Source organism: Faecalibacterium sp. I3-3-33 (assembly GCF_023347295.1).
Classification (GTDB): Bacteria; Bacillota; Clostridia; order Oscillospirales; family Ruminococcaceae; genus Faecalibacterium.
This window is the reverse complement of sequence record NZ_CP094469.1, coordinates 1,676,445-1,691,978: the sequence shown is the minus strand read 5'-3', so window position 1 is coordinate 1,691,978 and position 15,534 is coordinate 1,676,445. Positions and strand designations below refer to the sequence as shown.

Below are 15,534 nucleotides of genomic sequence, written 5' to 3'. Positions count from 1 at the left end.
ATACCTCTCTGCACAAATTGCAAAGAGGTGCCTGTAAAACAAACCGCAAAATCACACCGTTACTTGCGCAAACGGCTGGTATTCCGGTGCGAAGCGTCTGGGAAAACCATGTGCGCTGCCTGTTCGCACTGGCGGGGCATCAAAAGATCAGCACACTATCCTGCGCAAACTCCGGGTGCAGCCCAACATGCTCGACCTTAGTCTGGTAATTGTTACCCAACTGGTAGAACCGTAGACTGTCCAAGGCAGGGTCGATCAGGGCGGTCAGCTCTGCCTTGAGCACCGCGTACTGCGATGCGTTCAGCAGGCACTCGAACACGGAATTCTGCACCCGCTGCCCATGATCCACGCACTTCTTGGCAACCTTGCGCAGCCGCTTGCGTCCGGCAGAGGTTTCGGTGTTTACATCGTAGGTGATCAGTACCAGCATGATTGCACCTCACTTCCAGAAAAATGGAGGGTAGACCTCTAGATCGCCCCGCAGGGTGCGTACCAGCAGCAACGCCTGCACATAGGGCACAAGCCCCCAGCAGAGCTTTTCCTTTAAAAACGGGTGGGTGATGACTTCGCGTTTTTTCTGCTGCCATGCATTCAGGAACGCGCGGCGTCCTTCCTCGGTCAGCAGAACGGCACCGTTTTCCTGCTTTTCAAAGTGCTTTGCGCTCAGCACTTTCTGGTTGATACAGGACAGCACGAAACGGTCAGCCAAAACGGCGCGCAGTTCCTCCATCAGATCCAGCGCAAGGCTGCGCCGCCCGGGGCGGGCACGGTGCAGAAAGCCCACATAGGGGTCCAGCCCGGCACCCTCCAGCGCGGCGGCACAATCGCTGGCCAGCAGGGAATAGGCAAAGGACAGCAGCGCGTTCACGTTGTCCAGCGGCGGTCTGCGGCTGCGGCTGGTGAACACAAAAGCATCGTTCTGCTGTAAGATCAGCGCGTTGAACCGGTCGAAATACCGCTGTGCGGCTTCGCCCTCCAGCCCGCGCAGCTGCTCCAGATCCTCGCAGCTTTCCACCAGCGGCAGGGCAGCAGCCAGCTGGGCGCTGGTCTGTTTCAATTCGTCCACGGGCACCCGCTGCGGGTGATCCCGGGTGGCACGCTCCAGCACCCAGCGGGCATTGTACACCTTGCCCAGAATAAAGCTGCGGGCATAGCTGCAGCTGAGCGCTTCACTGGCGGCAACGGCGTACTGGGTCTGCCGCAGCAATACGTTGCCGCGTTCCTCGCCCACAGTGCGCGCTAAAAAGCGGCCGCGCGGGCTATAAAAACTCAGGTCGATGCCCATACGCCCGCATTTGCCCATCAGCGCAGGGCTGGCACCGGCGTAACTGAAGCAGAGGATGCTTTCCAGCGTGTGCAGCGGCACCCGCCCGACCTCGGATTTCCCACGGCTGACCACGACGTTTTCGCCGTCCAGCGTGAGGTAAGCGTCCTCGCTGAGGACGAACAGGGTGTTCAGGAATTGTCGCATGGTGTCACCTCCGTGGCCGTCTCGTCCAGATAGCGCCGCAGATAAGCCTTGGCGTCTGCCTTCTGGCAGAGCATCGGCAGACAGAGCTCTTTCAGGGAACAGGCGTTGCAGTGCTTGCCGGGCTTTACCTTTGGGGTGTAGCCGCGGGCAAAATACTGGTTCATCTCGTCTGCCATCTGCCGGGTGGTGCTGCGCAGTTCGTCGGTAAAAGGTACGGCTTCCCGCCGTTTGGTCTCGCAGTAATACAGCGCCCCTTCCGGGATATGGCACACCAGCATTTCCTCCAGTGCCATGGCCTGTGCGCATAATTGCAGCCGGTCGGCATCGGTTTCCTTTGCGTGGCCGTGCTTGTATTCCACCGGGTAGGGCTGCCAGCGCCCGGGGGTGCTTTGCAGCGGGATGCCATCCGCACAAGCCCGGAACTCCACCACGTCGCAGTTGCCCGCCATCCGCAGCCGGTGGCTGACCACCCGCATGCCCCGGGTGATCAGCAACTCGCCCCGGCGCTCGGTGCGAGTGTCATCGTGGCAGCGGGCATGATCCAGATGCCCTTCGGTGGTGCGCAGATTTTCAGCCCATTGCTGCTCCAGATAGGCCAGTGCCCACTGACGGCGGCAGAAGGCAAAGTGCTGGATACCGGACATTTGCAGGTAGTCGTCCGGCGCGTCCATCAGTGGAACCTCTCGCAGTGCACACCCTCCGGCAGGGTGTCGGCCACCGTAACGATGTAGTCCTGATAGCTGCGGGGCGCGACCACCTCGGCCTTGTGCGCCACGGTAACGGCATCAAACAGCTTGTAGGCGGGCGCATTGCCCAGCTCGGAATCGTGCTTGAACACGATCAGCTCCCGCACGGCCATCTTGCCGCGTGCAGCGCTGTGGTCGTTCTCGAACATATTCAGGATAGCCTGCCACAGCAGCTGCAAGTCCTCCTCCGAGAAGCCGGTGGTCTTGCGGGCAAGATTGGCAGAAACGTAACCCTCGGCACGGTACAGGCCGTAGGGCACGATATGCTTGTTGCCCATTTCGCTGTTCTTCTTTTCAGCGTCTGCCTCGGTGGTGATGGCTACGCGGGTAATGGTCACCTCCTGCGGCACGATGGGGTCCACAGAGCGGGCAAAGCTCAGCTGCACCGGGCCGCGCACCTGACCGCAGTTCAGCGCACCCTTGACAAAGGTGGTCATCACGGCACCGAAGGTGCGGATATCGTAGAAATGCTCGCACATATAATCCCGCAGTTTGCGGTCAATCTCCGGGTCGCTTTTCTTGGCCTTTTTCAGGTCGTCTTTGGGGGTCAGACCGTTGTGCTCCAGCGCCTCGGCATCGCTGCGGTTCAGGGGTACGCCCTCCTTGACATAGATGCGGTAATTGTCGGCATCGGGGGCGTCCTCTTTCAGCATCTCCACATAGTTGCGGATCTTGCGCTTCAGGCAGACATCGGTCACCAGACCGTAGCCGGTCTCGGGGTCGATGCGGGGCATATTGCCGGCATCGGGGTCGCCGTTGGGGTTACCGTTCTCCACATCGAACAGAATGACGAAATCGTAGCGGTTCTTGATAGGTGCAGACATTTTTTTATTCCTCCTCGTTCTTTTTGGCAAAGCGTTTCTGGGTCTGGTGGTAGTAGCCGATGGCAAATTTGCCCTGATCCGGCAGGCTGAGCCGAGCGGGGAAACCGCTTTCCGGCAGCTGCGCCATCAGTTCGGTGATCTGCTTATCGTAGTGGGTGGCAAGGCCGTCGTTCAGCTTGCGCAGATGCTTCTGGCTCAACCGCAGCAGGGTGGGGAAGGCCATGCCCGGCGTAGCACAGGCGGCGTTGAAATACCGGTCCTTGATGGTGGTGTTGATGCCGGGATTTGCAGCCTTTTGCACCGACTCCAGCACAGAGAACAGCCGCCCCAGAAGATAGGGGACATTGGTGGTTTCGTTCAGGCTCACAGTATAGACCTCCTTGTTCAGCTCGGTAGGGTAATTACGCAGGTAATATGCTTTGATCACAGCAGCCCGGCCGCGGGTCACGGCCTGCTCGGCACGGATGCGCAGGGTCACACCGTTCAATAGGGTAGCGGGGTAACGCCCGCCGGTCAGCACGGCGCGCAGCAGGTCGCCTGCCAGCTGCGGGGACGGCTTTGCGGGCTGTCCGGGCACGGTGCGGGTGGTCTCGTTTACCACAGCCCAGATGGGCAGGGTACGGGACTTTTCTTTTTCCGAGCAGTCGATTGCCATTTCCTCGGCGTGCTTTTGCAGGTTTTGCGCAAAGCTGCCGAAGGTGTCTCGCAAAAAGAACCGTACCGACAGGCGGGAAGCGTTGGGTGCCAGTCCCAATAGATAAAAGTGCTGGTCGGGCGAAAGCTCTTTTTCCAGAAAAGGCACTGTCTGCCCGGCAGACAGCCGTTTGAGCGCAGCCTGTACATCGCTTTCCTGAATGCCTGCGGCTTCGTCTGCGCCAAACAGGAACATACTCATGGCATCCTGATAGACCGGCTCCGCGTTTTCTGCCCAGCACAAAATGGTGGTATCGCCAACGTGCTTGCAGTGGTCGCGGTCAGCAAGCAGGCGGTTCAGCGCAGTGGTATAGGCAAAGGCTGCGTACTCACTCATGGGGGCGTTCTCGCCCTGCTCGTGGCCGTAGGAACAAAAGGCGGGCGCGTTGAAGGACACCAGTGCCGCGCCGGAACTCTGCGCACCCTGTACTCCCATGATGGACGGGTGCACCAGTGCAGCAGGCGCTTGCTTACCAGTGATCAGGCACTGTACCGTGTCTGCACCTGCAGAGCGGTCGTTGTAGTGCGCCTGCCATGCGTTCTGAATGGCAGGGTCGTCGTTGACAAAACTGTGGCTGTGGTCGGCGGCCTCGTAGCCGAAGATCAGGTTGGCATTGCCTGTGATCTCCTTCCACTGCTCAGCCAATAGGGGATGCGTAGCAGCCTGCGCCGGGTCCCAGCGGTCAAAATAAGCAAGGATCGCCCGGGCTGCGGGGCTGTCGACATCGTCCAACAGCCTGTGGTGCAGCGCCGCACAGGCATCGAAGCACTGCTTTGCACGCTCCGGCTTGCCTTTTTCGTCTGCGCCCAACAGATAGGAGGAATTATCGCACAGCAGGTTTGCCGAAACACCGGCCGTGCGCTTGACGTGCGCCGGTACGCGCATTGCACGCGGGGCAAGGACGGTCTTTTTGCCCATCTTTGTTTCCGTGCGCAGGTCGAGCACAGAAACCAGCTGCCCGGCATCGTTCAACCGCAGCTCGTAGCTCACCTTAAAGCTGTCGTCCCAGCCGGGGGCGGATAGCTTGCCCTGCCGGACAAGCTGCTCATAGTAGGCAGTAAGCGCCTGTAAGATCATGTAAACACCTCCACATCCCGGCAGTCCAGCACGCCGTTTTCCAGCTTTGCCCGGAAGAACTGGGAGCGGATATTTTCCGGGTCGGAGTAGTCCAGATCATACAGCATAAAGCCCAGATCCTGCGTGAGCGGCAGTGCGGGGATCTCCTCGGCGCCGCCGTGCCATTCCCGGAAGTTTGCCGGAAACTCCCGGCAGCCGAAGCAGGGCTGATGATAGCACTGCCCCTTCTTCAGCCGCCGCCGCAGGATATCCTGAAATTTGCCCGGGTTATCGCCGGGTGCGGCTTTTTCGGTCATGGTAAAATGGCATTCGATCACGTAATGCACATCCTGCAGCACCAGCGCTGCCCGCTGCTGGATATTCTCTGCCGTGCACAGCATGGGCACCTCGCCGCCCTTGGCTGCACTGAGCGCCGCGGAGGACAGCAGGGTAGCCTTGACCTCATTGCGCCGGATGCTGGCAAACTGCACCGGCTTGAGCAGATAGATGCGGTCGATATGGTAATTCATGCCCGGGTGCCAGTAGATTGCCTCCACCAGCCCGCGCGCCGCCGAGGGCGTCATGATGTCATAGGATACACGCTCGGTTTTCATCTCGGGTCTTGAAAAGCAGGCGTAGTCGCCCCAGACCTCGATCAGCATGGACATGAACACCACCTCCTTTCAAATTTGGTTTATATTTATAATACTGCTTCTAAGGTGTTATAAAAAGGACTTTTGCGTTTTTTCTTTGATTTATTTGAGATTTTTTGTCAGAAAAACAGGCCTTTTCCGGTCTCCACGTCCATGGAAAGCCCGGTCTTGGCATCGTACAGAGTGTTGTCGGTCAGGATAGCGCTGCCGTTGGGCAGTGGTTCCAACGCTCCGGCAGATTCCAGTGCCTGAAACTGCTGGGCATAGCAGGCTACGCTGTAAGCGCCCAGCTTGCGGTAAAGTGCGCGGCTCACAGTTCCGTTGAGCTGCTCGCAAAGGGCTTTGCCTTCGCCAACAGGCAGGTAAACGGTGCGGGTGGGGGCTTCGATCAGATGGAACTGCTCTGCCACCTGCGCAAACGGGAAAATGCAGCCCGAGATCCCCTTGCGCAGGGCATCCAGAATGCCGCTGGTGTCCAGTGCGGCCTCGCCCCGCGCAAAATACAGCTCCTTAAAATAAGCCCTGACTGCCTCCGGGCTGTCCAGCGCTGCGGTGCAGCCTGCTGCGTACTGCATGGCGTGTACGTTCTGGCGCAGCATCTGCGGGACGCCGCAGCCTTCCAGCGTAAAACGGTATACTAGGCTCTCTTCTGCGCTGCGGTGTCCCTCCCGGTTGCAGCGCCCGGCGGTCTGCAAAAGGGAATCCAGCCCGCACAGCTCCCGGTATGCGGCGGGGAAATCCACGTCCACACCGGCTTCGATCAGCGAGGTGGACACCACCCGGCAAAGCAGCCCCTCCCGCAGCCGCTGCCGGATCTCTGCCAGCTGACGGCGGCGGTCTGCGGCGCACAGCAGGGTGGTCAGGCAGTAGCTGCCCTCGGCGGGCAGGGCGGCGTACACTTCCTGCGCCGTTTTGCGCCGGTTCACTACGCACAGCACCTGCGGCAGCGCACAAAGCTGTGCGGTCAGCGCCTCCTGCGTCAGCTCTCCGGCATCGCAAAGGGTGGTGCGGCGCAGGGTGCTGTATAAAGCGGCAGTGTCCGGCACGATCTCCTGCAAGGGCAGCTCCGGCGCAAACTGCCGGAAATAGGGCTCTAATGCGGGCTGGGTGGCGGTGCATAACACGGCGGTGGCGTGGTAATGCCGCACCAGCTGCGCAATAGCGCTGACGCAGGGCAGCAGATAACTGACGGGCAAGGTCTGCGCTTCGTCAAAAATGACCACGCTGTCCGCGATGTTGTGCAGCTTGCGGCAGCGGCTGCTGCGGTTGGCGTACAGCGATTCAAAAAACTGCACGGCGGTGGTCACCACAACAGGTGCATCCCAGTTTTCGCTGGCCAGCAGCTGGCGGTACTGCGCCGGGGTCAACTTTTCCTGTTCAAGGCTTTTGTAGTCCGCGCAGGAGTAATCCGCCAGAACGTTTTCTGCACCCAAAAGGTCTGCAAAAACAGCGGCAGTCTGGTCGATGATGGACATATACGGAATCACGTAGATCACCCGTTTCATGCCCTGCGCGGCGGCCTGTTCCAGCGCAAAGGCAAGGGAGGCGAAGGTCTTGCCGCCGCCGGTGGGCACGGTGAGGGTATACAGCCCCGGTGCGCCGTGGGCACCTTTTTCCATGCAGGCGCGCAGCACGGCATTGCGCTGGCAGCTTACCGGCGAGCTGCTCTGTGCCGCAAGATAGCCGCTGGCCTTGGCACGCACCTTTTCAAGCAGGGAGCGGATACCCACACCGCTGCCCCGTGGCGCGGCCTGCCCGTTCATAAAAGTTTCGGTGTCGATAAAATCCGCGTCCACAAGACAGGAGTAGAGCATCCGGGTGAAGAATGCAAAATCCAGCGGGTCGCGGCTTGCCCAGTCTGGCGGGGCGCTCTGGGGCAGGGCGACCTCGCGCCAGCCATCGTAAGGCTCCACCGGCTTTTTCAGCCGCCCAAAGAGGGTAGCGTCAGCGGCATCGGCTGTCCTTCGGTTGCCGCCATCTGGCAGACCGGTGTGGTGCCCGGCTACGGCAAAGGCGGCCTGAATGTGGGGCACGCAGCCCTTCATCGCTTCCTGTGCACCGGCGGTCGAGTGGTCGGTTGCAGCACCGCCCGCCAGCCGCTGCTGGAAAGCAACGCTGTATTTGCCAATGTCATGCAGCCATGCAGTGTATGCAGCCTCCTGCGCAGCGCCAAAGGGTGCGGCAAAAGCTCCGGCAAGGCGCGCTGTGCCGGAAAGATGCTCGTAGACAGTCTGGGTGCGGGTTCCGTCCTCAGAAATATGTGCAAGTGCTTTTTCCATGTTGAACCCTCCGTTTCTGGGTCAACGATACAACGGCAGGGAATGCCTGTCAAGAATTGGCAGAAAGTTTGGCGGTTTACACAGCCCGGGCGAGGGATTATCCGGCAGAACGCCCATAAAAAAGCCGCCGCACCCTGCCCGGAAAACTCCGGCTGCAGAATGCGGCGGTATATTGCTATAAAACGATTACTTGGAGAGCTTCTGCCCGATCCAGATGCAGATGCAGGCACCAACTACCGAGATGGCAAAGGAAGAAAAGCTGCCGGAAGCGTGAATGCCCAGCAGGCCGAACAAAAACTCGCCCACAAAGCTGCCCAACACGCCCATCAGGATGTTGCGGCCAAGGGAAGTTTCCGTGCCCATAAAGCGCCCGGCCAGATATCCGGCCAATGCGCCCACCAGCACGCCCACAAAAAGGGAGGCCAGCACGCCTACCAGCGTCAGCAGACCGGTCAGGCAGCCCACCAGCACACACAGCAGGGCGACGATAAGCAAAATCATTAAAGTAATCATAGGTTATACCTCCTAAAGTTACAGTTCTGCCTGCTGCCCGGCGGCTTCGCGGGCGGTGCGGCAGATGTCCTTCAAACAGCATTTTTCACATTCCGGCTTGCGGGCGTTGCACACCGCGCGGCCGTGCATCACAAAGCGGTGGCAAAGGTCGCTGCCTTCTTCCGGCGGGATGATCTTCCACAGGGCCATCTCCACCTTCTGCGGCTCCTTGATGCCGTCCACAAGGCCGATTTTATTGCACAGCCGGATGCAGTGGGTGTCGGTGACGATGGCGGGCTTGCCGAACACATCCCCCATAATGAGGTTTGCGCTCTTGCGCCCCACGCCGGGCAGGGCAAGCAGCTCGGCAAAAGTGTCGGGCACCCGGCAGTCGTACTTGTCCCGCAGCATCCGCATACAGGCCGAGATATCCCGCGCCTTGGAGTGCCCCAGCCCGCAGGGCTTGACGATGGCTTCAATGTCCTCCGGTTCGGCGGCAGCCAGCGCGGCTACGCTTGGGTATTTGGCAAACAGTTCCTCCACCACAATGTTCACCCGGGCATCCGTGCACTGGGCGGCCAGCCGCACGCTGACCAGCAGCTGCCATGCGTGGTCGTAGTCCAAGGTGCACCCTGCATCCGGGTATTCGGCCTTGAGACGCTGAATGACCTCCAGCGCCAGTGCTTTTTTTGCGGTAAGATCCTCCGGGGCTTTTTTTCGTACCGGCATGGGACAAACCTCCTTTAAAAGGGAATACCTGAATCATACCATGTTTGACAGGATTTGTAAATGTTTGCAGGACATTATCTGAGAATGATTTTCAGAAAAGCCCTTGTTCTCCTTTTCTAAATGCGCTATACTATATAAAAAGTGCCTTGCGGGCAGGGAAGGAGAAACCACCATGAATGAACCACTTGCGCAGCGTCTGCGTCCCAAAACGCTGGCGGATGTGTGCGGGCAGCAGCATCTGCTGGCGCCGGGGCGGGTGTTCCGCCGCACCATCGAGAGCGGGCGCATTCCCAACATGATCTTTTACGGCCCCTCCGGTACCGGAAAGACCACGGTGGCACGCATTATTGCCGAGAACAGCGGCATGACCCTGCACAAGCTCAACGGCACCTCCTGCGGTACCGGGGATATCAAGGCGGTGCTCAAGGATATCGGCACGCTGGCAGCAGCGGGCGGCATTCTGCTGTATCTGGACGAGATCCAGTACCTGAACAAAAAGCAGCAGCAGAGCCTTTTGGAATGCATCGAGGACGGCAGCGTTACCCTGATCGCGTCCACCACCGAGAACCCCTATTTCTACATCTATAACGCCCTGCTTTCCCGCTGCACGGTGTTTGAGTTCAAGCCCCTTGCCGCAGCGGATGTGGAGCGCGGGGTGCGCAATGCCGTGCAGCGCCTTTCCGAGGGGGAACAGGTGCCGGTGTGCATGGACGAGGATGCCTGTGCCTATCTGGCTGAAAGCGCCGGCGGCGATCTGCGCAAGGCGCTGGGCTGTCTGGACTTTGCCGTTACGGCAGCGCCGGTGGAAAACGGGGAAAAGCGTATCACGCTGGATATGATCCAGCAGGTCACCCGCCGCACCGCCATGCGCTACGACCGGGAGGGCGATGACCACTACGACATCGTTTCTGCCTACCAGAAGTCCATGCGCGGGTCAGACCCGGACGCGGCGCTGCACTATCTGGCACGCCTGCTGGAAGCGGGAGACCTGCCCTCTGCTTGCCGCCGGTTGATGGTGTGCGCCTGCGAGGATGTGGGGCTTGCCTACCCGCAGATCATCCCCATCGTCAAGGCAGCGGTGGATGCCGCCAACATGGTGGGTCTGCCGGAAGCGCGTCTGCCGCTTGCGGACGCAGTGATTCTGGTGGCCACCAGCCCCAAATCCAACAGCGCCCACGATGCCATCAACGCAGCCATTGCGGATGTGCAGGCCGGGCGCACCGGCCCCATCCCGCGCCAGCTGCAAAACAAGCACTTTGACGGCGAGGATGCGCTGGTAAAGGGGCAGGACTACAAATATGCCCACAGCTACGCAAACCACTGGGTACAGCAGCAGTATCTGCCGGATGTGCTGAAGGATACCAAATACTACACCTTTGGCGACAACAAGACCGAGCAGGCCGCCCGGGCGTACTGGGCAAAGATCAAAGGGGAAGAAAACGTCTGAACCGTGTAAAGAAGGAGGATGGATATGCGTTACTCAAAACAGCGGGAGCTTGTCATGCAGACGGTGGAGCGGCTGTGCGACCACCCGACTGCGGAGGAAATCTACGATAAAGCTGCACAGGAGTGCCCGAACCTGAGTCTTGGCACTGTATACCGCAACTTGAACAGTCTGGTGGAGGCTGGGCGGGTGCGCCGGGTATCCATTCCCGGCAAGGCAGACCGCTTTGACCACACCCTGCCGTGGCACAGCCACCTGTACTGCACCGTCTGCGGCGGCGTGACCGATGCAGATGTGGACGGAAAACAGGTGATGGAACTGGTCAAAAACCAGAAGGGCAGGGTGCAGGACTGCGCCGTGGTGCTGCTTGGCGTGTGCGAAGAGTGCTGCCGCAAGCAGGATGTAGAGGCCGCAGCGGCTAAACAGGCATAAAATTTGCGTGTTTCCTCTTGCCCGCAGCGGCCAAACAGGGTATACTAAAGAGTGTCTTTTATAAAATAGCAGAAAATAGAGTTTCGCCGCATGGGGCTACCCTGCCCGGCGGAGAAGGATGGTTTTTTTGGAATACATTAACTTTGAACATAATGCCGTTGCCGCCGAGCTGGTGCGGCAGACCTACGACACCCCGCCGCTGGCCTTTGTGCACAGCTACGGCTGTCAGCAGAACGTCAACGACGGCGAGCGCATCAAGGGCGTGCTGGTGGATATCGGCTACGGCCTGTGCGATAAACCCGAGGATGCCGACCTGATTTTGTTCAACACCTGCGCCGTGCGCGAGCACGCCGAGCAGCGGGTGTTCGGCAACGTGGGCGCGCTGAAGGGGCTCAAGGAGAAAAAGCCCGGCCTCATCATCGGCCTGTGCGGCTGTATGGCTAACCAACAGCACGTTGTGGAAAAGCTGCGCAAGAGCTACCCCTATGTGGATCTGGTGTTCGGCGTGGATGGCATCGACACCCTGCCGCAGCTGGTTGCCCAGAAGCTGCAAAAGCATAAGCGGGTGCTGCTGGACCCGGCGCAGCGTCCGGTCATCGTGGAGAACATCCCCATCCGGCGCGAGAGCGAGTTCCGCGCATGGCTGCCCATCATGTACGGCTGCGACAACTTCTGCACCTACTGCATCGTGCCCTACGTCCGCGGCCGCGAGAAGAGCCGCAAGCCCGGTGATATCCTTGCCGAGTTCCGCAGCCTTGTGGAGGCGGGCTATAAGGAGATCACCCTGCTGGGTCAGAACGTGAACAGCTACGGCAAGGGTCTGGAAGAGCAGATCGATTTCTCCGACCTGCTCAACCTGCTGTGCACCGTGCCCGGCGATTATCATATCCGCTTTATGACCAGCCACCCCAAGGACGCCAGCCATAAGCTCATCGATACCATCGCCGCCCAGCCGAAGCTGTGCAAGCATCTGCATCTGCCGGTGCAGTGCGGCTCCGACCGGCTTTTGCAGCAGATGAACCGCCACTATACGGTGGAGCAGTATCTGGAGCTCATCGATTATGCCCGCAAGTCCGTGCCCGGCATCACCTTCTCCAGCGATATCATCGTGGGCTTCCCCGGCGAGACCGAGGAGGACTTTGTAAAAACGCTGGAGCTGGTGCGCAAGGTGGGCTATATGCAGCTGTTCACCTTTATCTACTCCAAGCGCACCGGCACCAAGGCTGCCGAAATGCCGGACCCCACCCCCCGCAAGGAAAAGACCGACCGCATGACCCGCCTGCTGACTACGCAGGACGAGATCGCCATGGCACTGGTCAAGGCGCAGGTAGGGCAGACCGTCCGGGTGCTGGTGGAGGGCTTTGGCCGCAATGAGGGCACCCTTTCCGGCCGGCTGGACAACAACCTGACCGTGGAGTTCGCCGCCGACCCGGCACTGCTGGGCAGCTACGCGACCGTACATCTTACCGGTGCCCGCGCTACCGTGCTGCTGGGCGAGGTGGAAGCATAAAAAAGTGATTCCGGGGCAAACTTGCCCCAGAAAGAATAAAAACAACAAGGAGAACCCAATCATGGATTGCATTGATCTTTTCAAGCGTGCCGCTATGGCACTTCAGACCGACCCCCGCTACGTCATTCTGGATCAGGCCCGCAAGGCAAACGATAAGGATGAGGAACTGCAGAACCTGATCGGCGAGTTCAATCTGGCCCGCATGGACCTGAACAACGAGATCGGCAAGAACGAGCGCGACGACGCCCGCATCGCTGAGCTGAACGAGAAGGTGAACAGCCTTTACGGCCAGATCATGGGCAACGAGGGCATGGTGGCTTACAACGAGGCCAAGCGCGAGTGCGAGAATCTGGTCAACTATATCGACGCCATCATCAACACCGCCATGAACGGCGGCGACCCCATGACCGTGCAGGAGCCTTCTGCCTCCTGCACCGGCAGCTGCTCTACCTGCGGCGGTTGCCACTGAGCAAACTTTTTTGACCGGAACGCGGCTGTGCAATACAGACCGCGTTTTGTTTGCACCGGCGGTTACAGCCCGCAAACCGGCTGACGGAACCATACAAGGGAAAGAGGAAAAACCATGGCAGAGCTTTCGCCCATGATGCAGCAGTATCTTGATATCAAAAACCAACATAAGGACGAAATTCTTTTTTACCGCATCGGCGATTTTTACGAGATGTTCTTCGACGATGCCGTCACGGCCTCCCGGGAGCTGGATCTTACCCTTACCGGCAAGCAGTGCGGCCTTGCGGAGCGCGCTCCCATGTGCGGCGTGCCCTTCCACAGCTACGAGGGCTATGTGGCGCGCCTGATCGCTAAGGGCTATAAGGTGGCCATCTGCGAGCAGGTGGAGGACCCCGCCAAAGCCAAGGGGCTTGTCAAGCGGGACATCATCCGGGTCGTCACCCCCGGTACGGTCATTGAAAGCAGTATGCTGCAGGACGACCGCAACAACTACATTGCCAGCCTGTACCTCAAGGGCAAAAAGGCCGGCCTTTGCTTTGCGGACGTTTCCACCGGTACGGCGCATATCACCGAGCTGACGGCGGACAAGATCGCCCCGGCGGTCATTACCGAGCTGTGCCGCTACCACCCCAGCGAGGTGCTGCTGAACCCCGGCCTGCTGGACTGCCGCGAGGTGACCGCGTACATCAAAAAGAACATGAGCTGCTCGGTGGAACTGGTCGAGGACGAACGCTATGCGCCGGGGCTGGTGGCTTCTGCGCTGGAAGAGCAGTTTGGCCGGGACTGGCCGCAGACCACCGGCATAGCCGCCGAGGGGCTGGTGCGCTTTGCCATGGCTGCGCTGCTGGAATATCTGCACGATACCCAGATCAAGGGTGTGGAGCGGTTAAAGACCGTCATTACTTACAACGAGGCCCAGTTCATGCGGCTTTCGCCGGTCACCCGGGCAAACCTTGAGCTGACCGAGACCCTGCGCGGCCGCGAAAAGCGCGGCACCCTGCTGTGGGTGCTGGATAAGACCAGCACCGCCATGGGCAAGCGTATGCTGCGCAGCTGGATCGAGCAGCCGCTTATTTCCAGCCAGCTCATCAACCACCGCCTGAACGCTGTGGAGGCGCTGGTGCGCCAGACCATGGTGCGCGGCGACCTGACCGAGGAATTGCACTACATCGCGGATCTGGAGCGCCTGATGACCCGCGCGGTGTACGGCTCAGCCACCCCCAAGGAGATCTACACTCTCGCTCAGACTTGCGACCGTCTGCCCGGTCTGCGCAAGCAGGCAGAGGGCTGCAATTGCCCGGAACTTTCCGAACTTGCGGCCAGTATCGACCCGCTGGAGGATATCAAGGCGCGCATTTATGCCGCAGTGGATCCGGATGCACCCTCCACCCTCAAGGATGGCGGCGTTATCGCCAAGGGTTACCATGCCGAGGTGGACGAGCTGCGCTCCATCCGCGATAACACCAAGGGCGTGCTGGCGCAGCTGGAAGCTCGTCTGCGGCAGGAGACCGGCATCCCTAAGCTGAAAATCGGCTATAACCATGTGTTCGGCTACTTCATCGAGGTGAGCAACTCCTATAAGAACCTCGTGCCGGAGACCTATATCCGCAAGCAGACCCTCACCTCCGGCGAGCGTTACATCACGCAGGAGCTGAAGGAACTGGAAAGCAAGATCCTTGGCGCACACGAGCGGCTCATCTCGCTGGAACGCCGCTTGTTTGATGAGCTGCTGGAAAGCATCGGTGCACAACTGGATCGTATCCAGCGCACTGCCAACGCCATTGCTCAGCTGGATGTGCTGGCGGCGCTGGCGCAGGTCGCTGCGGAAAACAACTACTGCCGCCCCGTGGTGGACGACAGCGATGTGCTGACCATCACCGAGGGGCGTCACCCCGTGGTGGAGCAGGTGCTCAAGGGCAGTATGTTCGTGCCCAACGATACCACTCTCAACTGCACCACCGACCGCTGCCTTATCATCACCGGCCCCAACATGGCGGGTAAATCCACCTATATGCGTCAGAATGCCCTTATCGCCCTGATGGCGCAGATCGGCTCCTTTGTGCCGGCAGCCAGCTGTCATGTGGGTGTGGTGGACGCCATCTTCACCCGCATCGGCGCATCGGACGACCTTGCCGCAGGTCAGTCCACCTTTATGGTGGAGATGACCGAGGTGGCGGAGATCCTGAAAAACGCCACCGCCAAAAGCCTTGTGGTGCTGGACGAGATCGGTCGCGGCACCTCTACCTTTGACGGCATGAGCATTGCCCGCGCCGTGGTGGAGCATATCGCAGACCCCGCCAAGGGGCTGGGCTGCAAGACCTTGTTCGCCACCCACTACCACGAGCTGACCGAACTGGAAGGCACCGTGGAGGGCGTAAAAAACTACAACATCGCGGTCAAAAAGCGCGGCGAGGACATCACCTTCCTGCGGCGCATCGTGCGCGGCCCCGCCGATGACAGCTACGGCATCGAGGTGGCAAAGCTGGCCGGTCTGCCCGGCAGCGTGACCCGCCGCGCCCACGAGGTACTGCGCACACTGGAAGCATCTGCTCCCAAAAACAAGGTGGAGCAGATGGATTTTGACGCTTTGCAGGAGTACAATTCCCCGGCAGTGCCCAGCGAGATGATGGAAAAGCTGGAAGCCGTGGATGTGGAAACGCTTACCCCCATTGAAGCGCTGAATTTCTTGTACGAGCTGAAAAAGACCCTCAAGGGCAGCCTGAACGGCTGACCATA

14 protein-coding genes are annotated in these 15,534 nt (G+C 59.9%); 5 read left to right on the top strand and 9 right to left on the bottom strand.

The features are described from left to right. Positions 1–139: 139 nt before the first annotated feature. From cas2 to MTP39_RS08050, 9 genes are all read right to left on the bottom strand, one after another. The gene (gene cas2 / locus MTP39_RS08090) at positions 140–430 is read right to left on the bottom strand and encodes a CRISPR-associated endonuclease Cas2 (protein ID WP_055184225.1); all 291 of its coding nucleotides are present in this window, start codon (positions 428–430) and stop codon (positions 140–142) included. A 9-nt stretch (positions 431–439) separates the two neighbouring features. Further along, entirely contained in the window at positions 440–1,471 is a 1,032-nt protein-coding gene (gene cas1c, locus MTP39_RS08085) for a type I-C CRISPR-associated endonuclease Cas1c (RefSeq protein WP_249240120.1), read from the bottom strand. Further along, positions 1,456–2,142, bottom strand: a complete 687-nt coding sequence (gene cas4 / locus MTP39_RS08080; RefSeq protein ID WP_249240119.1) for a CRISPR-associated protein Cas4 — start codon at positions 2,140–2,142, stop codon at positions 1,456–1,458. Before cas4 ends, cas1c begins: the two co-directional genes overlap by 16 nt. Beyond that, positions 2,142–3,041: a type I-C CRISPR-associated protein Cas7/Csd2 gene (gene cas7c / locus MTP39_RS08075; protein ID WP_249240117.1), complete on the bottom strand. Its 900-nt coding sequence runs from the start codon at positions 3,039–3,041 to the stop codon at positions 2,142–2,144. Before cas7c ends, cas4 begins: the two co-directional genes overlap by 1 nt. A 4-nt stretch (positions 3,042–3,045) precedes the next feature. After that, entirely contained in the window at positions 3,046–4,812 is a 1,767-nt protein-coding gene (gene cas8c / locus MTP39_RS08070) for a type I-C CRISPR-associated protein Cas8c/Csd1 (protein ID WP_249240116.1), read from the bottom strand. Continuing rightward, positions 4,809–5,459, bottom strand: a complete 651-nt coding sequence (cas5c, locus tag MTP39_RS08065) for a type I-C CRISPR-associated protein Cas5c (protein ID WP_249240115.1) — start codon at positions 5,457–5,459, stop codon at positions 4,809–4,811. Before cas5c ends, cas8c begins: the two co-directional genes overlap by 4 nt. A 104-nt stretch (positions 5,460–5,563) precedes the next feature. Beyond that, the gene (gene cas3, locus MTP39_RS08060) at positions 5,564–7,723 is read right to left on the bottom strand and encodes a CRISPR-associated helicase Cas3' (RefSeq protein ID WP_249240114.1); all 2,160 of its coding nucleotides are present in this window, start codon (positions 7,721–7,723) and stop codon (positions 5,564–5,566) included. A gap of 186 nt (positions 7,724–7,909) precedes the next feature. Then, a complete protein-coding gene (locus MTP39_RS08055; RefSeq protein WP_249240113.1) occupies positions 7,910–8,236 on the bottom strand; it encodes a GlsB/YeaQ/YmgE family stress response membrane protein in 327 nt (108 codons plus the stop codon). 18 nt (positions 8,237–8,254) lie between these two features. Next, on the bottom strand, positions 8,255–8,944 hold the full coding sequence (locus tag MTP39_RS08050; protein ID WP_249240112.1) for an endonuclease III domain-containing protein: 690 nt from the start codon (positions 8,942–8,944) through the stop codon (positions 8,255–8,257). A gap of 172 nt (positions 8,945–9,116) precedes the next feature. Between MTP39_RS08050 and MTP39_RS08045 the strand changes: the two genes are divergently transcribed. From MTP39_RS08045 to mutS, 5 genes are all read left to right on the top strand, one after another. After that, a complete protein-coding gene (locus MTP39_RS08045; RefSeq protein ID WP_249240111.1) occupies positions 9,117–10,391 on the top strand; it encodes a replication-associated recombination protein A in 1,275 nt (424 codons plus the stop codon). Positions 10,392–10,415: 24 nt separating this feature from the next. Further along, positions 10,416–10,820, top strand: a complete 405-nt coding sequence (locus MTP39_RS08040) for a Fur family transcriptional regulator (protein WP_249240110.1) — start codon at positions 10,416–10,418, stop codon at positions 10,818–10,820. Between the two features lie 118 nt (positions 10,821–10,938). Further along, positions 10,939–12,330 (top strand): tRNA (N6-isopentenyl adenosine(37)-C2)-methylthiotransferase MiaB, encoded by a 1,392-nt coding sequence (gene miaB, locus MTP39_RS08035; protein ID WP_249240108.1) that lies wholly within the window; start codon positions 10,939–10,941, stop codon positions 12,328–12,330. Positions 12,331–12,391: 61 nt separating this feature from the next. Beyond that, entirely contained in the window at positions 12,392–12,799 is a 408-nt protein-coding gene (locus MTP39_RS08030; RefSeq protein WP_005925591.1) for a YlbF family regulator, read from the top strand. Positions 12,800–12,913: 114 nt separating this feature from the next. Beyond that, positions 12,914–15,529, top strand: coding sequence for a DNA mismatch repair protein MutS (gene mutS / locus MTP39_RS08025; protein WP_249240106.1), 2,616 nt, complete (start codon positions 12,914–12,916; stop codon positions 15,527–15,529). Positions 15,530–15,534: the final 5 nt, after the last annotated feature.